This is a genomic window from Paenibacillus sp. JT22N1, assembly GCF_059692155.1.
Genome location: NZ_JCAUAW010000005.1, coordinates 129,274 through 146,573 on the forward strand (window position 1 = coordinate 129,274; position 17,300 = coordinate 146,573).

Below are 17,300 nucleotides of genomic sequence, written 5' to 3' on the forward strand. Positions count from 1 at the left end.
TCGCCATTGTGGAACCGCTACCAATGTCGAAACAAGCTTGGTATATGAACTAAAAAGGGGAGTTAATGTGAATATGAAATGGATGAAATGGTCTGTGATTTCGTTGGCCTCCGTCATGCTGCTGGCTGGCTGTCAAACCAATACTGATCAAGCTGCTCCGAAGGAGAGTGGGCAGGCAAGCACCCCAAATAATGCCGGAAAGCCGGCGACATGGGTCGCCGATCGTACGATTAAAGGCCGACTATTCCTTAGTAGTGGCGACGTCTCCAAAGATATTAATCCCGAAATCGCCAAGAAGCTAAAGGACATGACGGGTATTACACTGGAGCTGGAAGGCGCCAATGCGCAAAAGTCGATTGACGGCTTGACTGCAGGTCTTGCTTCAGGAGATTTGCCGGACTTTATCGTTTACAACTTAAACAACAGCGGACGCCCAGAGATGACGCTTATTCTTAAGGCAGGGCGCGAAGGCATGTTCACCGACTTGTCTCCTTTGATCAAAAACACGAAAATTTACAGCAAATATTTGCAAGATAAATATTTGCCGATCGACACACAGTTTGGTGTTATGTTCCGCCCAGAATTCAAAGGATCGACGTATTCCATGCATATGAACATTCCGCGCGAAGGCGGGTATCAGGAAACTAAATACGTAGGTGGCCCATATATTCGCAAAGACATCGTCGACACGCTCGGTATTGATCCGAAATCGATCAAAACGTCGGATCAGCTTTATGAGTTGGCGAAGAAAATTAAAGCGGGCGGCTTCAAGGACAAGAACGGCAAAGAAGTGTACCCTATCGGCCCAAGATACTGGGGTGGCAGAGAGATGGGAGGGCTTTACAACGATCTGGTCTGGGGTGCGGATGAGCAGCGGATTCATCAGGGGACAGACGGCAAAATTCTTCATGAGAGCCAAACCGAGTATCCGATGAAGCGTATTGCCTTTGTGCAAAAGCTACTAGGGGAAAAGTTGATGGTTCCGGAGTATTACACAATGGAAGAAACCCGTGCAACGGAAGGGATCATTAACGATTCCTACGCCATTGTCGCCGAAATGCATAACTTCCTTGATTTTAACAAAGATGCGCACTATGTTCCGCTCGGGCCTCTGAATTCAGTGGACGGAGCCTACCAAATGCAGATTGACTACAAAACAGGCTACAGGGCTTGGTCAATTCCGAAAACGACGAAGAATCCCGAGGATATCGTTAAATTTGCCGATTTCCTTGCAAGCCGTGAAGGCAAGCTGCTGTGGCAGTACGGAATCGAAGGAAGAGATTACACGTTGGATGCCAAGGGCAATCCGATTGTGAAGAAAGAAGTACTCGATTTGAAAAAGAAAGATCCGAAAGCAGCTGCAGCACTTGGGTTTGATGGCGTTGGCAATTCTTGGGGCGGTTACCTCGGCAGTACTGACTTGAACCGTAAAGGCGATTTTAATGAAACGCAGTATGGCGACACCGCTTCACCGGAAACGAACGCTGGTCCTTACAAGATTCTCGATATGTGGGGATATGAGGAGAAACTCAAGAATGCGAAGCTGAACGACGGTTATCAGCCACTTGCATTCCTCGGCGAATTTGAGCAAGGCACACAGCTGAAGGAAGCTCTCAAGAAATATGATGACAGCATGATTCGCGCATTCTATGCAAAGAGTTCAGATGAAGCGAAGAAAATAATCGATGCCGCTTCGGCGCAACTTAAGGCGTCTGGCTTGGAAAAGTATGAAGAGCTGCTGGCGAAGAAAAACGCTGATCCGAAAACAAAGGTTATTTTGAACTAAAACTAGGATTGGATGATTCGGGCCACTTCCATCTTGCTTTCATGGAAGCGGCCTTCTTCTAAAAAACTTCTGCTTACGAGGAAAGTTTTCTTACGAAAACTCAAAGGAGGTTCGAGGATGGGTAACGAATTTTACAAGCTTACTGCTGGAGAGAAGCTGTTTAAGATTGGGATCTACTTGGTCATCATTGTGTTGTGTTTGTCGATCGTGATTCCGTTTCTTAATATATTTGCGCTCTCCTTTAATGCCGGTAAGGATGCGGAACGCGGAGGCATCTATTTTTGGCCGAGGATATGGACGCTTGAGAATTATAAGGAAGTATTCTCATCCTCTAACATTACTCGTGCGTTTCTCATTTCTGTATTCCGCACCGTAGTAGGAACGATATCCAGTGTTTATTTAACGGCAATGGCAGCGTACGCGCTAAAACGGACCACGATGCCGGGATCGCGTTTTTTTACACTTCTTATCGTATTTACAATGCTGTTCAGCGGGGGAATCGTTCCCTATTATATGCTGCTCAAGAGCCTTCATTTGACCAATACCATTTGGGTGTATGTTGTACCGGGCATGTACAGCGCATGGAATATTATTATCATTCGCACCTTTTTTCAACAGATTAGTGTTAGCTTGGAGGAGTCTGCGAAGCTCGATGGGTGTAATGATCTGGGTATTTTTCACCGCATCATGCTGCCGCTAAGCAAACCAGTGATCGCAGCAATATCACTTTTTACTGCCGTTGGGCATTGGAACGATTGGTTCACTGGAGCGTTTTTTGTGCAGAAAAATACGCTGCGTCCGCTGTCCACCTTGATGCAGGAAATGCTGACGAGGCAGGATGCGATCCGCGATGCGCTGCTGCAAACGGCAGGCTCGACGCAGTATCTCATGCTGGAAAAAATGCAATTGACCGGAAATTCATTGAAAATGGCCACAATTATGGTGGTCATCGCACCCATCATCTGTGCCTATCCTTTTGTGCAAAAATATTTTGCCCAAGGCGTGATGATCGGTTCAGTTAAAGAATAAAGGACCAGGGAGGGATCAAGGATGAAAATTGTTAATCCTTATGATAAACAAGGCATCTGGCTGCGAGGCAGCTTTCATAACCACACAACCAACAGTGATGGGCATCATCCGCTTTCAACGGTGTACCACATGTATCATGATTATGACTTTCTAGGCATATCCGATCATGATCTGATTACTGAGCATGAGGGTGAGCACACGATTGGGACCGTATTTGAAGCAATTGAGGTGAGCAGTTCGCAAACGCATATGCTGCTTGTCCACCCTCCGAGATCTCTCATGGATGGCTATTCCAATGAATTTTCGATTGACAATTATCAAAGGCTTTCCGATATATGTGTAGAGAACGGGGGCCTATCTATACTGGCTCATCCGAATCGATTTTTCTCCCATTATTGGCGGCATGAGGATATGCTCAGCATGCAGCGGTACAATGGCATTGAGGTTGTGAATGGGGATGGAAATCCGGAATACGACATCGCTTTCGATAAATGGGATTACCTATTGTCCGCAGGACGCAGGGTATGGGGCTTCGGAAATGATGACTCACATGTCTACGGACAGGAAAAACGAGCCTGGAATATGGTGCTTTCAGAAGAAAATACGAATGGAGCTATTCTTACCGCAATCCGCGAGGGCAGCTTTTATGTTTCTACAGGCTACGGCTTTGATGGAATTCGGGTAGAAGACGGTCAAATTATTTATGATCTTCGATCAAGCCCATTATATGATAAAATGTATAAATATGTGACATTGATCGGTAAAGAAGGCCGTATACTTCATGAGGAAACAGGAAGAATCAAACAGGTGAAGTATACGGTCAAAGGCGATGAAGGTTATATCCGCATCGCTGTCTACTTGGAAGGTGGATTCGGGGCGTTCGCTCAGCCGATATTTGTCGAATAACAGAGAAAATTGTTCATGCTGCTAGTAAGGAAGGATGATAATCATGGCGCCCAAAATTAAAGATGTAGCCAAGAAAGCGGGAGTATCCGTAACAACAGTTTCCAGAGTGTTAAACGGAGAAAAATACGTGAAGGACGATCTGAAGGCCAAAGTGAAACGCGTAATTGACGAGCTTGGTTATGCACCGAGCCACATCGCGAGGAGTTTGGTACGGAAGAAAACGAACCTGATTGGCGTCATTGTTCCCGATCTGACATCCAGCTTCTATTCCACTATTTTGAGCAGTATCGAGGAAACGGCGAGCTTGAATGATTACAACCTACTTGTCTGCAACATTATCGAGGATACGGATAAAGAGCTGAAATACTTGAATGTGTTTAAAGAGATGCGAGTAGACGGCATTATTATTATGCATGAGAAATTAAGCGATGACATTCGCAGTTTTATTAATAAATTGGATATCCCAGTCATCTTTTCAAGTGTAAGACCTTTAGATCATAAGTTCGTTTCTGTCATTATCGATGATTACGAGGCGGCTTATGATGCGACCCGTTATTTAATTGAGCTCGGACATGAGCGAATTGCCTTTATTGGCGGGGATATGAGAGACATCACATCAGGGCAGAACCGTTATGTAGGCTATCGCAATGCACTCAAAGATCAGCGGGTCAAGATTGTGAATGACTATATCCGGTTCGGCGATTATAAGACGCAGAGCGGATACAATCTGATGAAGGAACTGCTTGCCTGTGAGCCTCGTCCTACCGCTTTATTTGCGGTAAGTGATGATATGGCGGTTGGAGCTATGAACTGCATTCATGACCATCAGCTAAAGGTTCCTGATGATATATCCATCATCGGATTTGATGGAAGCCAACTGACGGAGCTCGTTCGTCCGCGCTTGTCCTCCATGGAGCAGCCTATTCAGGACATGGGAAAAATTACGGTGGATACGCTGATTGAATTAATTTCAGATCCTACATTCAGTCCGAGAGAAGATTTGATTTTGGGGCATAAGCTTGTTGTGCGCGACAGCTGCAGGGCTTATCAAACTGAAGGATAGACAGAGCGGAAGAGGGAGAGCAGAATGAACAAATTTGATGCGGTTGTCATCGGCGATGCCAATATTGATTTAGTAGTGGTGGGCTGTAATCAGATTCCTCTGCCTGGGCAGGAAATTTTTGTTGAAGATATGTTAATGCATGTAGGCGGAGGTGCAGCTTTATTCACGATCTCATTAGCCAAGCTAGGGCTGCATGTAGCCTTTAACGGTGTTCTTGGAGATGATGGCTACGGCCATTATATCCGGGAACAGTTTGGACAATATGGTATCGATACCAGTCTTATCCTGACTAGCCAAACGAGTCGTACAGGCATAACGATAGCGATTAATCCGGAGCAGGATCGTTCTTTCATTACCTATGCAGGATCAAACGCTGAGATGCAAGTAAGCGACCTGGATTTAGCTCAAGTAGCATTAGGCAGACATGCCCACGTGACCGGTTATAGAGGGCGACGCAACCATAATGAATTCGTCGCAATGGCGAAGAAGTTGAAAGAGATGGGAGTCACAATATCTTGCGATGTAGGTTGGGATGATACCGGAGAATGGTATTCCGGGGTGTTTGAATTGATGCGTTATGTAGATGTCTTTCTAATGAACGAAACCGAGGCGCACCACTATACGGGCTTCGAACACATAGATGACAGCTTAAGCTATATGTCGAGCTTCTGCAAGCATGTTGTAATCAAGCTCGGACCTCAAGGAGCCGTAGCGATGAAAGACGGTTTGCAAACGTCTTGCCCCGGATTCTCGGTCAAAGCCTTAGATACGACAGGAGCAGGAGATTCATTTAATGCGGGTTACATGTATGGGTTCTTAATAGGGTTAAATGTCGAGACTTGCCTGTTATATGGCAACGTTTGTGGAGCCATGTCCGTCGGAGCTTATGGCGGCAGCACCGGTACCCCGGATCGGGAAGGGCTGGAAGCTTTTATTAGGCAAAATAAAGAACAGGGATCTGACCATTCTGAGGTGGTATAACGACGACTTTTTACAACATCATTCTACCGAGTTTGCGAATACATTCTTAGTAGCTTATTCAGATATTTGAAACTGCGATTAGAAAGGGGCATGGATGAATGGCGGACGATCTGAGGTTCCGGGAGGACGGGACATTTACTATTGTACAGCTCACGGACTTGCATATAGGAGGCGACAAGGACAATGAAGAGGATTTGAGGACGCTCGCTTTAGTCAGTGCGGTGCTAGCGGCGGAGAAGCCGGATCTCATCGTGTATACGGGCGATCTGATTTCAAGCTATGGCGTATCTGACTCTTCAGCATCCTTTCGCAGAGCTATTGCTCCAGCTGTTGAGTCTGGCTTACCCTGGACGCACGTATTCGGTAATCACGATGCGGAGGAGAGTGTGACACGTGAGGAACTGATGGCGATCGCGCTGGAGCATAAGACTTGCTACTCGCAAGCAGGACCAGTAGATCTCAGCGGCGTTGGCAATTACATGCATACGATTCAAAGCGTGCAATCCGGGAATCCGGCCGCTGTTCTTTATTTTCTCGATTCCGGCGTGATGGCACCAGAATCAGTGGGCGGTTACGCTTGGATTGCCTCGGATCAGGTGCATTGGTATAAGCAGCAGTCGCTTGCTCTCCGCGAACGGAGCGGGGCTATATTGCCTGGGCTCGCGTTTTTCCATATCCCGCTTCCTGAATACAACGATGTATGGAATCTAGGGAAAGTGAGCGGTATCAAGCACGAAGAGGTATGTTGTCCCAAACTCAACAGCGGGTTGTTTGCTGCCATGGTGGAAATGGGCGATGTGATGGGAACCTTTGTCGGTCATGATCATGACAATGATTACTGTGGTACGCTGCATGATATTCGGTTATGTTTTGGCAGAGTGACAGGCTGCAGCACCTACGGAGACTTACCTCGGGGTGCTCGCGTTATTCGTCTGCAAGAAGGAAGGCATTCCTTTGAAACATGGCAGCGGCTAGAAGATGGAGGTATCTTAAGATGACGTTTACGGTTGGTGGAGAAAATGATGCCCAGACCCTCATTGTTCCCATCTGCTCGGACGACATCGAAGAGATGGGAGCGACACGCCTTCCTTCATGGCTGCAAGCCTATTCACTTCTGCTGCATATGGGAGAACGAGGAGCGCTGACTTGGCTGCATGGCCGTATTGGAGAGCGTGACGCGCTGCTGGTCGGTTGTGGAGAAGCCTCGTGCTTGGATACGGAACGAATCCGCGAGGCAGCGGGCAATGCAGGACGTGCGATTCATAAGCACAAGAAAGAGCTAGTAGGCATAAACTTAGGCGAGCTGCTGAAGCGCTTTGAGCATTTGGTTGCCATTAGCGAAGTGGAAGCAGTAATCGCTTGGGTGGAAGGCTGGAAGCTCGGCACTTATGCGTTTGAGGTATATCGAACGAAACAGACCAAGCATGTGGAAGTAAGCTTGCAGTTTCTCACCGAAGCGGAAGCAGAGGTAGTAAAGGTAGAGGAAGCAAGCGAGGCGTTGAACGAAGCGGTACGATGGGGACGCATTTATGCAGAGGGGGCGATTCTAGCCCGCAATCTCGCGAATGAGCCTCCCAATATGCTGCGTCCGAAGACTCTTATCGAGAAGACGGTGGAACATTTTGCCCGTACGAAAGTTGAGGCTGTCGTTTATGAAGGGGAGCGTCTGGAGCAGCAAGGTATGGTTGGCTTGATCGCCGTGGGGAAAGGCAGTAAGTACCCTCCAGCGCTTCTGGAGCTGCGCTATTGTACAGATGAGGCATTGCCGCTTACGGCTCTAATTGGCAAAGGCATTACTTTTGATACAGGTGGTATCAGTCTGAAAAAGGATTTCGATATCAGCGATATGCGCATGGATATGGCTGGGGCGGCAGCCGTGATAGGCGCTCTTGATATTCTTGCTGCTGGGGACGTGCAGGCTAACGTCGTTGTTCTGATTGCTGCTGCCGAAAATATACCAGACGGGGAGGCATTGCTGCCTGGCGAGCTGTTGCAATATCCGAACGGTGTATCGGTTCAAGTGGGCAATACGGATTCAGAAGGCCGCTTGGTGCTAGCTGACGCCTTGATTCATGCCCAGCGACTTGGGGCAGTGGAAGCCGTTGATATTGCGACCTTGACCTATTCTTGCGGAGCCGCTCTAGGTTCCAAGTATGCTGGAATCTGGGGGGAGGACGCTATGGTGGCGGAGATCGTGCAAGCGGGGAAGCAAGTGAGCGAAAAAGTGTGGCAGCTCCCGCTTGTCGATGAATATGAAGCTTACCTGCACAGTGATTATGCGGATATATGCAACATCAGCAGGGTAGGAGAAGCAGGGGCTACGACGGCAGCTTTATTTTTGCGTAAGTTCGTCCAGCCATCGCTGCGCTGGGCTCATATCGATATGGCGTCTTTAAAGGCTGCATCGTCTGCTCAAGGCTGGCATTCGGCAGGCGCAACCGGTTACGGGGCCCGTTTACTTGCGCAATTTGTACGGAATCGAACGTTGAGAGAGGAGTAGCAGGTGTGGAAGATGTCAGAAGAATTACAAGTACTTTTAGGGAAGTTTAAGGTTTAAAAGAAAAATATGGAGTAATAGAAGGGCTGTCCCAAAAATGATAAATACATTAGATGGACAGCTTCTTTATGGATGCATGCATCCATCTACCAACGGTAGGCTTCCTTTAAAGCATGCGTTAGAATAACATTGCTAACAGAGGGAGGGAACGTAGAGACCCTATTTACGTGGATTATGCTCTAATTCAAGTAAACGAGGAACGTATAGACCCTATTCCGTTGTTTTTAGCTTCGAATAGCACAAATTTCATCGAATAACGCCCTCTCGTTCCGCTAGTTGGTTATTTTCCTCAAAAAAACCCAAATAGCGACCTCTCGTTCCTCCAATTCAAATTTTCAGCTCATTTCATCCCCTTTAGCGGCTTGTCGTTCCATTAAGAACAACAATTCTACACCAAAAGGACCTCCCCTTATCGGTGGAAGTCCTCATGGATTCGTGTAACCATCTTCAATGTAGATACCCCTCAAGTCTATAGCCCTTTTGGGATAGCCCCTTACCCTTAGTATTACTTGTCTTCACCCGAAGGAGGAGTGGGTTCGCAAGATGCTTACCGGCATTTAGTTCCCGCCAGAAGCAGCCTGCTGCTCGCTCTTCTGCTGTTTATGTGCTTTGGCATCGATGACTTTGCCGTTGCCTCCGCCTTTGTCACTAACAGCGGCTAGGTTCATAGCGCTGCTTCCTTGAAAGATGCCGCCCTCCTGAATAATGAAGGAGCGGACATCGATATTGCCAACAAGCACGCCTGAGCTGGTCACGATGAGCTTGCCTTTGGTGTGAATATTACCTTTCACTTTGCCGGCAACGATGACATCGCGTGCTTGGATGTTGGACTGCACAACAGCGTTCTCGCCAATCGTGATGTCGCCTGCGCACTCAATGTCGCCGTTCATCTGACCTTCGATGCGAAGGCTGGCCTCGGACATGATTTTACCCTCACAAATGGTACTGCCCCCGATCAAAGTGTCGGTTGTTTTCGCATCAATTCGCTTCGTTTTTGAGCTTCCAAGCATTAGGGTTCATCCTTTCTATTGGAAATGAGATAAGGGGAGGGGTCAATCTGGACGCCGTTCTTATGAACTTCATAATGCAGATGGGAGCCCGTGCTTCGTCCTGTGGAGCCGAGTAGGCCGATCTTTTGACCTTTCGTTACAGATTCTCCGCGTTTGACGAGCATTTTATTCAGATGCATGTACTCCGTTTGTATCCCTCGGGAATGATCGATAATAATATGATTGCCATGTTCGTTGTCAAAGCTCGCTTCTACGACTTTACCTGCAGCAGTGGCATATACGGGGTCATTCATCTCACCATCGAGGTCAAGCCCGGCATGCATGGTCGGTTTAAGCGTAAAAGGATCTCTTCGTATGCCGAAACCTGATGTAATAAGGTGGGTCATCGTTGGCCAAAGTGTCGGTGTAATGCTGCGTAGACGCTCGGCTTCTGCCAGCCTGGCTTCGGATTCGCTCAAATTCACAAGAAGAGCATTAATATCCCCAACTAACGAAAAAAGTCCTTGTTTGGTGCTGCTGACCAAAGAAGATACTTCTTGCGAAGTAACAGGGACTTCGCTGCCACCGATGTCAGAGAGTACTCCACTCGGAGTCTCTGTACTCTCCATAGAAATCTTTTTGCTTGTCCGGTTTGTTCCTTCTGTCTGGCTCATTAACTGAATGACATGATCAAGTTTCTTAATTTCTTCTAACTTCACCTTAAATTCATTCGCTTGCTGGGATAAGTCAATCAAATTGGTTTGAAGCTGTTCCAGTTCGCTATTTTTAAGTGTAATTTGATTAACCAGTTGGCGCTCTTGTCCATCGAACGTTTGCTGCATGCTGGTTTTCGTTTGATGAGAGTAGATATTCATTAAGTAAATCGTGACAAAAAATCCAATCAACACGAGCAGGATCAAGCTTGGCACAATATACAGGCTACTGTGCGGAAGTTTGAATCTTACGGTTCGGTGGTTGGCGCCCGGAATGATCATTAAGGTGAGTTCTTTTTTACCCCAGATGAATTTCAACCGATCCTCTTCCTTTCCGTAACAATGTCCCCCTCCTTGATTCGATTGTATTCGTCAATGGGATGAGTCATGCCTAATTTATTATTTTGCTAAAAAGGGGATGTAGGTCATTCTTGCTCCCATCATAAGCACAATACGCTATGGGACATACTAAATCTGCCAAAAAACTATGTGTCTACGGGCTCAACTTTTCTCAGGAAAGTTACGTCTATAAGGTAGATCGATGAACGATTAGAAGTGAAGGGAGTTATCATCATGTTGAGAAAAACATTTACGCTTTTGGCAATTACGCTATTCGCACTTACAGGGTGTGAATCATCCGGAACAACAAGCGGGACAGTGAATGCTTCAAATTCACCGACACCTAGTGCAACGATCACGCCACAACCGACAGCTGCGGCTGAGACGCCAGCTCCAGGTTCGACAGCTGTTCCCAATAAAGGTAATGAAACACCATCGAAGGTATCGATGAACGGGGTAACAGCAGTAAGGCTGGCTGATGCCAAATCTGGCTGGATCGGCGGCAAAGGTTGGATCGCACGGACAGATGATGGCGGTGTAAAATGGAAGGTTCAATACGAGGGGACAGGCGACATTAAGCAGTTGTTTGCACTGAATAATCAAGATGCTTGGGCCGTTGCCTCGGATGAAGGTAAACTGTTAAATACGAAGGATGGAGGCCAGCACTGGACATCCGTTGGTAAAGTACCGAATCAGGCATTCCTTCATTTTGTAACGAAGACGGAAGCATTTAGCGGGAATGCACACACTGTGGATGGAGGCGTGAAGTGGACTTCTTTGCCAGTACCTGAGGGGACGAAGGGGGACGCCTATTTCCATGATAAAAATAATGGATGGGCTGTTAGACAAGTCAAGGATACTATTGAAGTCCAGCGAACACAGGATGGCGGCAAGACATGGAATAAGGTTATGTCGCGTAAAACAGAAGCTTCACTAACCGGTGTCGTTATTCGTTCTGCGGGTGTAAACGATGCGTGGGTTGAGCTAGTTGGAGAATCGGGGATGACCCAAACCTCGTATTCGTTGTTTCACACGAAAGACGGCGGGAAGAACTGGCTGACGGTTTTGGCAAACAGCACCGCCGGTGGCGGACCAGCCCCTGGTTTCCCTGCGGGCGAGAACACGGGACCGAAGAACACGGGCTCCAAGCCCGGACCTCTCTATGTCGTGAGTCCAGACGTAGCTTATATGGGCGGGCAGTGCCCGAGCTGTGACAAGCCGAACTCCGTCGGTTGGACCAAGGACGGCGGCAAGACATGGGTGAATGGCAAGGAGTTGTTCACAGGCTTTGGTGAGCTGCTGTTGGCTATGGCAGACATAAATCAAGGCTGGCTCATCACGAATGGTAATGAGCAGCCTAGCGTGATGTACACCACTGCTAGCGGTGGTGTCAGTTGGAACAAGGTGCATACGTTTGATGCACTGAAATGACGAAGAAGCCTTTCTGGAAGCAGTGCACTGCTGACGGAAAGGCTTCTTTGCTGTTAATCACCCATGAAATCCCATCCTCTATACCCCCTGACCTTGTCATCGGCCGTAGAATGGTATAGGTAAACTTGCTTATCTAGAGGAGGCCACACATGCTTGCCAAAAAATATGCGATAGCCGCTCTAGTCATTGCTTTTCTGGTGTTAATCGGTTTTACCATGAAAAATCCTGAAAACATGGAATTATCGGCTGCATTCTCGAATGCTTACGCCAATAGATGGGTAGCAGCTGCTCCTATTCAGTTATCAGGACAGGATGCCACTACCGATAAAGAACCTTCAGTGAAACCAATGACAACTCCTGATAGCAGCGAGCCTTCCGTGAAGGAGAATGAGAGCGCTCTCACACAAGATCAGACTCAAGATGGAGATGATCCAGTCCCTAATACGAAGAATGTAAATATATCCGCTGCCGAAACCGCTAAAGTCGTCGCGCATTTTGAACAGCTCGCTCATTCGGATCAAAAGGAGCCAAGTTGGAAACGCAAAGCCGACCATCTCATTGTGAAAGGATTTGGCTTCCTTGGAACCCCCTACGTATTCGGGGCGAAGTCGGACCAAACCGACTCTTTCGACTGCTCTTCCTTCTTGAGATACATCTTTATCAGTCAAGGGGTATCGCTGCCGCGAGATTCAAGGAAGCAGAGTCAGCTTGGTACTGAGGTGTCTATCGATCAACTACGTGAAGGTGATCTCGTGTTTTTCACCACGCCCAAAAGAAAAAATAAAAGCGGTATCGACCGTATCGGACATGTTGCGGTGTACTTAGGTAACGGCCTTATGCTGCATACCTTCCGTCCGGGCATTGGAGTCACGATATCTGAATTGAATGGTTCTTGGAAAGAGCGCTTTGTCCAGGCTAAGCGAGTTCTGTAACTCCCCCCAATGTTCCACGTCATTCTGTCCCAAAGTATTGTTCACCAACTGGAACCCGATTTGTAGACAATACGTCGCTTACAGTCCCTACATGCAATCCTTTATTCTTTACAGCAGTAATCATGCCATCCAAAGCTTTACTTGCTGATCGAGTAGGATGCATGAGTATTAAGAAACCTTTGTCCACTTTTGTACTTATTTTATGAATAATGGATTGCGGGCTTGGATTTCTCCAATCAACTGTATCTAATGTCCACAACACCGTATTCAGCTTCATACTTTGAGCAACTTCTACAGTCTCTTTATCGAAATCACCCGACGGGGGAGCAAACCATCGGTTTTTTACTTGCAGTTCTTGAGTGAGCAGTTTCTCGGTTTTCGAGATTTCTTGGTAAGCTTGGCTATTGCTTAATTGGCTCATGTTTTTATGAGAATAAGCATGATTGGATAATTCATGACCGCGACTGAGGATTTGTTTGGCCATGGTCACATTTTTTTTAAGCCAAGATCCGTCAAGAAAGAAAGTTGTTTTCACATGATGCTTGTCCAATGTATCGAGAATAACAGGGATATATTCATTTCCCCATGCAACATTGATCATGAAAGAAACCATCGGTTTTTGAGGGTTGCCGCGATAAATGGGGGCTGCTCCCAACTGGTTAAGATGAATCTCCGCTGGTATTTCTTTATAAACATAATGAATAGATCTGCTGCCAAGGTTGTTTTTGTTCATTTCGTATGTCTTTTGAATATCGACTTCCAGACCATTGTAACCAGGGATAGCACCCTCAACACGATCTATCCTGGCGGAAATAGGTAAGATTCGCTTTTTTGGAGCTTCGTTCATAATCTCGGTCATGACGGAGTCGCCAGCGGATGCTGTGAATCCGAACAAAACAGGCAGCGCACAAAGTATCAAACAATAACGAAGCTTAAAAATTGCCATCGAAAAGCACTCCATTTCAAATCTCTATTTAGTTAGGACCTCTCAATGTCTAATGAATTTTTGCCGGGAGAGCCTTGTTATAGTTTAGAAGTTGTGAAACGGTAACTAGCTGATATCCCCTACTTTTTAATTCCGGCAAAATGATCTTCAAGGCTGCTATGGTCTGTGTAGGACCTTCAATATAGTCATGAAATAACACAATATTTCCGTTTTTCGCATTCTTTAATACGCTATTTACAATTTTGTTGACCCCTGGTGTACTCCAATCCTTTGTATCCAATTGCCAACTCCACATAATCATCTTATAACCTTCTGCTCGAACAGTAGCTACAAGCCGTTCGTTATAAAACCCTCCAGGTGGGCGAAACAATAGGCACCGCTTTCCTGTTGTGTCATAGATAAGTTCCTCTGTTTGATTAATTTCTTTTTTGATGTTGTTTTTTTTGCTTAGATAGGCGTGGGTGTATGTATGATTAGCTATCTCATGGCCCTCGCGTATAGTTTGATTTAGAACGTCAGGATAAAGCTTTACTTTATTACCTACAACGAAAAAAGTGGCTTTAGCCTCGTACTGTTTGAGCAGTTCCAGGATCTGAGCTGTGTACTCAGGGTGAGGACCATCGTCGAACGTTAGTGCAATGACTTTTTCATCGGTATTTACTTCCCAAACGATTTCTCCGCGTGTCTCATAATAAGCTCGATCTTTCTTAGGGGTTGCACTAGCAGTAGGTTGCATCAAAAATAGACAAATACACAAAATCAAGAATATTCTCATGGTGTTCTCCTTTATACAAGTAGGTGACAAAATTATAATCCCCAAATAACCCAATCCAATTCAATATAGATTTGGCTCGATTCAGCTCTTATGGTGATTTTAAGCAAAAAAAAGGGGCTGTCCCAAAAACTTCAGCCAATAGCGGAGGTCCTTTTGGGGAAGAGTTGTTCTTAACGGAACGACAAGCCGCTAAAGTGGATGAAATGAGCTGAAAGTTAAATTAGCGGAACGAGAGGGCCTTATTCGTTGAAATTTGTGCTATTTGAAGCTAAAAACAACGGAATAGCGCCTCTACGTTCCTCATCTGCTTGAATTAGAGCATATTCCACGTAAATTGCGCCTCTACGTTCTCTTAATGGAAGTCTACCATTGGTAGATTTGGGAATGCCCCAAACCACACAAAACAATAAATTATATGGTAAAAAAATGGGACCGTCCCAAAAGGTCAGTATCTACTTTTGGGAGAGCCCCTTTTTTTACCATCTTATTAGGTCTTCGGCTGATCGCCGCCGTTACTTCCGTTTCCGTTACTGCTCCCATTCCCGTTTCCATTAAAAAACGTATTCGTCAATGCACGAATTTTCTCCATGAATTTCCCGTATCCATAACCGGTAAGAAACGCCACACTGATACGAGCGGCCATCGAGTCCCCGACTTGCAGCAGCAGAATGCCGCTCTCGAATAAGACGATGGTTATAATCGCTGATCCGAAGCAAAGTATCGGGCGCATCAGGTACCAGTACACCCACTGTGTGGTGAGGTCGTGATAATGCTCATGAAACATGCGCAGTCCATACAGCGCTCCGCCCAAAGCTCCCGCAAATCCAAAGCACGCATACTCGTGATACAGAAATATGTCGACACCGAACAGTTTCCCCTGAACTGAGCCGCTGCCCAGCACAGCCATCATCCAGAGGCTGCCGACGAACCAGATAAGCAAATAAGAGAAGATGAACTGCTTGCCGAATCGATGAAGGGGATCCATAAATAAAACACCGCCCTATACATGGTTAATACCATTGTATGAGCGGTGTTGTTGTTGATGCCTGCATATAGGGGCGCTTCTCCGATAACTTTAAGTATTGCATGATGGCTGTGGAGCAGTCTTGCGCCGTATATTTTTGATGGTTGCGGATATCTGTTCTACGTTTCACAAGCTCGGGATACTGTTCAAGCAGTAATTTGAACCAGTGGTCTATCATCTCTAGCGAAATAATTTTCTGGCCATAACCCTGTTCCTGAAAATAGTCGCAGTTCTTCTCTTCTTGACCTGGAATTGGGCTGTAGAACAGCATTGGAATGCCTTTGGCCATCGCTTCTGTACAAGTCATCCCGCCTGGCTTCGTAATGAGCAGATCGGAGATGTCCATCAGCTTGTTAATCTCGCTTGTATAACCGATTAGATGTACGTTAGGCTGCCGGAACACGTCTTCCTCGAGTAGTTGTTGACGTGCTTTTTCATTCGTTCCCAGGCAGATTAGAAGCTGGATATCCTTGCTCCAACTTGCCAAGTACGTCAGAAGTTCTTCCTTTTCTTCCTTTTTAAATACTCCCCAACCGCCGCCCATGACCATAACAGTGGGCATTGCTTTTAGACCAAATTCTTGGCGAATCTGCTCTTTGCTATGTTCCAACCGGAAATTAGGATGCACAGGAATCCCCGTGACTTCAACATGCGTTTCCGGCACGCCGCGGCCTATCAAGCGTTCTCTCACCAATGGTGTTGAAACCAAATATTTGTCCACTGCTGGATCAATCCACGTGCCATGAATGTCATAATCGGTGATGACGGTGAAGAGTGGAACAGCAAGTCCAGCTCTTTTTAGACGAGAGACAATAATGCTCGGAAAAGGATGCGTGCAAACGATGATATCTGGTTTTAACTGCTTGATGATTGCTTTCGTTTGGGAGTAGAAAATACGATGCAGAAAAAGTGCTGCAACGCGGTTAGGCGACTTTTCATATTGATTACGGTAAAGCATACCATAGAGTTTGGGTTGTGATGTAACCGTGCGGCGGTATGCCGAAAAGATCCAAGGTGCTAAGGTAGGATGCAAAAAAGCGCCAAGCTCGATCACACGTGTGATAATTTCAGATGAACTTTGTCTTAGCTCCACTGAAAGCGCATGAGCCGCTTGCGTATGACCTTTCCCGAAGCCCTCGGATAAGAGCAAAATCCGTTTTTTTCGCAAGGAACTCACCTTTCTTAATAAAACCATATCTTTGTGACCTATAGATAGTATAGCCTTTAAATTTGTGAAGACTTCCGCTTAGATGCATAACATTTACGACACACAGGTACATAGCTTTCATTACCGCCAATTTGAATCTGTTCGCCGTGGAAGATCGGCTTCCCGTCTTTGCAGCGCATATTCATAATCGCTTTTTTGTCGCAATACCAGCAGATGGTTTTGATCTCCTCAATCGTGTCAGCTACAGCTAATAATGCATCGCTTCCTTCGAATAATTGCCCCATGAAATCAGCCCTGAGCCCATAAGCAATAACGGGAATATCCAATTCATCAACAATTTCAATTAATTGAGCAACCTGCTCTTTATTCAAAAACTGCGCTTCGTCAACCAAAATGCAGTTTGGGCGTTCTGTGCTCGCGAGTGCAATCATATCCAAGTCCTTGTCTACCACGGTAGCGAACTTTTGCATGCCGATTCTGGAGACAACTTTGCCAACTCCAAAACGATCATCTACGACGGACGTGAGGAGCAGTACTTTTTTTCCTTGTTCTTCATAATTGTGAGCGACTCGTAAAACTTCAATTGATTTACCACTGTTCATTGTGCCATAACGGAAATACAATTTTGCCAAGCTGGGCCATTCCCCTCTGCGGATGTAAT

16 protein-coding genes are annotated in these 17,300 nt (G+C 46.3%); 9 read left to right on the plus strand and 7 right to left on the minus strand.

Going from position 1 to position 17,300, the window contains the following annotated elements; translation table 11 throughout:
- The first annotated feature begins 73 nt into the window (after positions 1 to 73).
- From AC58UU_RS11715 to AC58UU_RS11745, 7 genes are all read left to right on the plus strand, one after another.
- Entirely contained in the window at positions 74 to 1,786 is a 1,713-nt protein-coding gene (locus tag AC58UU_RS11715) for an extracellular solute-binding protein (RefSeq protein WP_497315762.1), read from the plus strand.
- A 117-nt stretch (positions 1,787 to 1,903) separates the two neighbouring features.
- The gene (locus AC58UU_RS11720; RefSeq protein ID WP_052229287.1) at positions 1,904 to 2,815 is read left to right on the plus strand and encodes a carbohydrate ABC transporter permease; all 912 of its coding nucleotides are present in this window, start codon (positions 1,904 to 1,906) and stop codon (positions 2,813 to 2,815) included.
- A 21-nt stretch (positions 2,816 to 2,836) separates the two neighbouring features.
- The gene (locus tag AC58UU_RS11725) at positions 2,837 to 3,721 is read left to right on the plus strand and encodes a CehA/McbA family metallohydrolase domain-containing protein (RefSeq protein WP_497315764.1); all 885 of its coding nucleotides are present in this window, start codon (positions 2,837 to 2,839) and stop codon (positions 3,719 to 3,721) included.
- A gap of 43 nt (positions 3,722 to 3,764) precedes the next feature.
- Entirely contained in the window at positions 3,765 to 4,784 is a 1,020-nt protein-coding gene (locus tag AC58UU_RS11730; protein WP_497315766.1) for a LacI family DNA-binding transcriptional regulator, read from the plus strand.
- Between the two features lie 24 nt (positions 4,785 to 4,808).
- Positions 4,809 to 5,765 carry a carbohydrate kinase family protein gene (locus tag AC58UU_RS11735; protein ID WP_497315768.1) on the plus strand — a complete coding sequence of 319 codons (957 nt, stop codon included), beginning with the start codon at positions 4,809 to 4,811 and terminating at the stop codon, positions 5,763 to 5,765.
- Between the two features lie 98 nt (positions 5,766 to 5,863).
- The gene (locus AC58UU_RS11740; RefSeq protein ID WP_497315769.1) at positions 5,864 to 6,763 is read left to right on the plus strand and encodes a metallophosphoesterase family protein; all 900 of its coding nucleotides are present in this window, start codon (positions 5,864 to 5,866) and stop codon (positions 6,761 to 6,763) included.
- Positions 6,760 to 8,265, plus strand: coding sequence for a leucyl aminopeptidase family protein (locus tag AC58UU_RS11745; RefSeq protein ID WP_497315771.1), 1,506 nt, complete (start codon positions 6,760 to 6,762; stop codon positions 8,263 to 8,265). The genes AC58UU_RS11740 and AC58UU_RS11745 overlap by 4 nt, the downstream gene beginning before the upstream one ends.
- Before the next feature lie 614 nt (positions 8,266 to 8,879).
- Here the strand turns inward: AC58UU_RS11745 and AC58UU_RS11750 are convergent.
- Both AC58UU_RS11750 and AC58UU_RS11755 read right to left on the minus strand, forming a co-directional pair.
- The gene (locus AC58UU_RS11750; RefSeq protein ID WP_497315772.1) at positions 8,880 to 9,332 is read right to left on the minus strand and encodes a bactofilin family protein; all 453 of its coding nucleotides are present in this window, start codon (positions 9,330 to 9,332) and stop codon (positions 8,880 to 8,882) included.
- A complete protein-coding gene (locus tag AC58UU_RS11755; RefSeq protein ID WP_497315774.1) occupies positions 9,332 to 10,342 on the minus strand; it encodes a M23 family metallopeptidase in 1,011 nt (336 codons plus the stop codon). Before AC58UU_RS11755 ends, AC58UU_RS11750 begins: the two co-directional genes overlap by 1 nt.
- Before the next feature lie 255 nt (positions 10,343 to 10,597).
- Here AC58UU_RS11755 and AC58UU_RS11760 point away from each other — a divergent pair, with 255 nt between their 5' ends.
- The gene (locus tag AC58UU_RS11760) at positions 10,598 to 11,794 is read left to right on the plus strand and encodes a hypothetical protein (RefSeq protein ID WP_497315776.1); all 1,197 of its coding nucleotides are present in this window, start codon (positions 10,598 to 10,600) and stop codon (positions 11,792 to 11,794) included.
- Between the two features lie 149 nt (positions 11,795 to 11,943).
- Entirely contained in the window at positions 11,944 to 12,726 is a 783-nt protein-coding gene (locus AC58UU_RS11765; RefSeq protein ID WP_497315778.1) for a C40 family peptidase, read from the plus strand.
- 19 nt (positions 12,727 to 12,745) lie between these two features.
- Here the strand turns inward: AC58UU_RS11765 and AC58UU_RS11770 are convergent, their stop codons facing one another.
- The 5 genes from AC58UU_RS11770 to AC58UU_RS11790 form a co-directional block, all read right to left on the minus strand.
- Complete coding sequence (locus AC58UU_RS11770) at positions 12,746 to 13,672, minus strand: polysaccharide deacetylase family protein (RefSeq protein WP_497315780.1); 927 nt, start codon at positions 13,670 to 13,672, stop codon at positions 12,746 to 12,748.
- Positions 13,673 to 13,721: 49 nt separating this feature from the next.
- Complete coding sequence (locus AC58UU_RS11775; RefSeq protein ID WP_497315782.1) at positions 13,722 to 14,447, minus strand: polysaccharide deacetylase family protein; 726 nt, start codon at positions 14,445 to 14,447, stop codon at positions 13,722 to 13,724.
- 487 nt (positions 14,448 to 14,934) lie between these two features.
- Complete coding sequence (locus AC58UU_RS11780) at positions 14,935 to 15,432, minus strand: hypothetical protein (RefSeq protein WP_497315784.1); 498 nt, start codon at positions 15,430 to 15,432, stop codon at positions 14,935 to 14,937.
- 25 nt (positions 15,433 to 15,457) lie between these two features.
- On the minus strand, positions 15,458 to 16,639 hold the full coding sequence (locus AC58UU_RS11785) for an MGDG synthase family glycosyltransferase (RefSeq protein ID WP_171648078.1): 1,182 nt from the start codon (positions 16,637 to 16,639) through the stop codon (positions 15,458 to 15,460).
- 56 nt (positions 16,640 to 16,695) lie between these two features.
- Positions 16,696 to 17,271, minus strand: a complete 576-nt coding sequence (locus tag AC58UU_RS11790; protein ID WP_497315786.1) for a thymidine kinase — start codon at positions 17,269 to 17,271, stop codon at positions 16,696 to 16,698.
- Positions 17,272 to 17,300 lie beyond the last annotated feature (29 nt).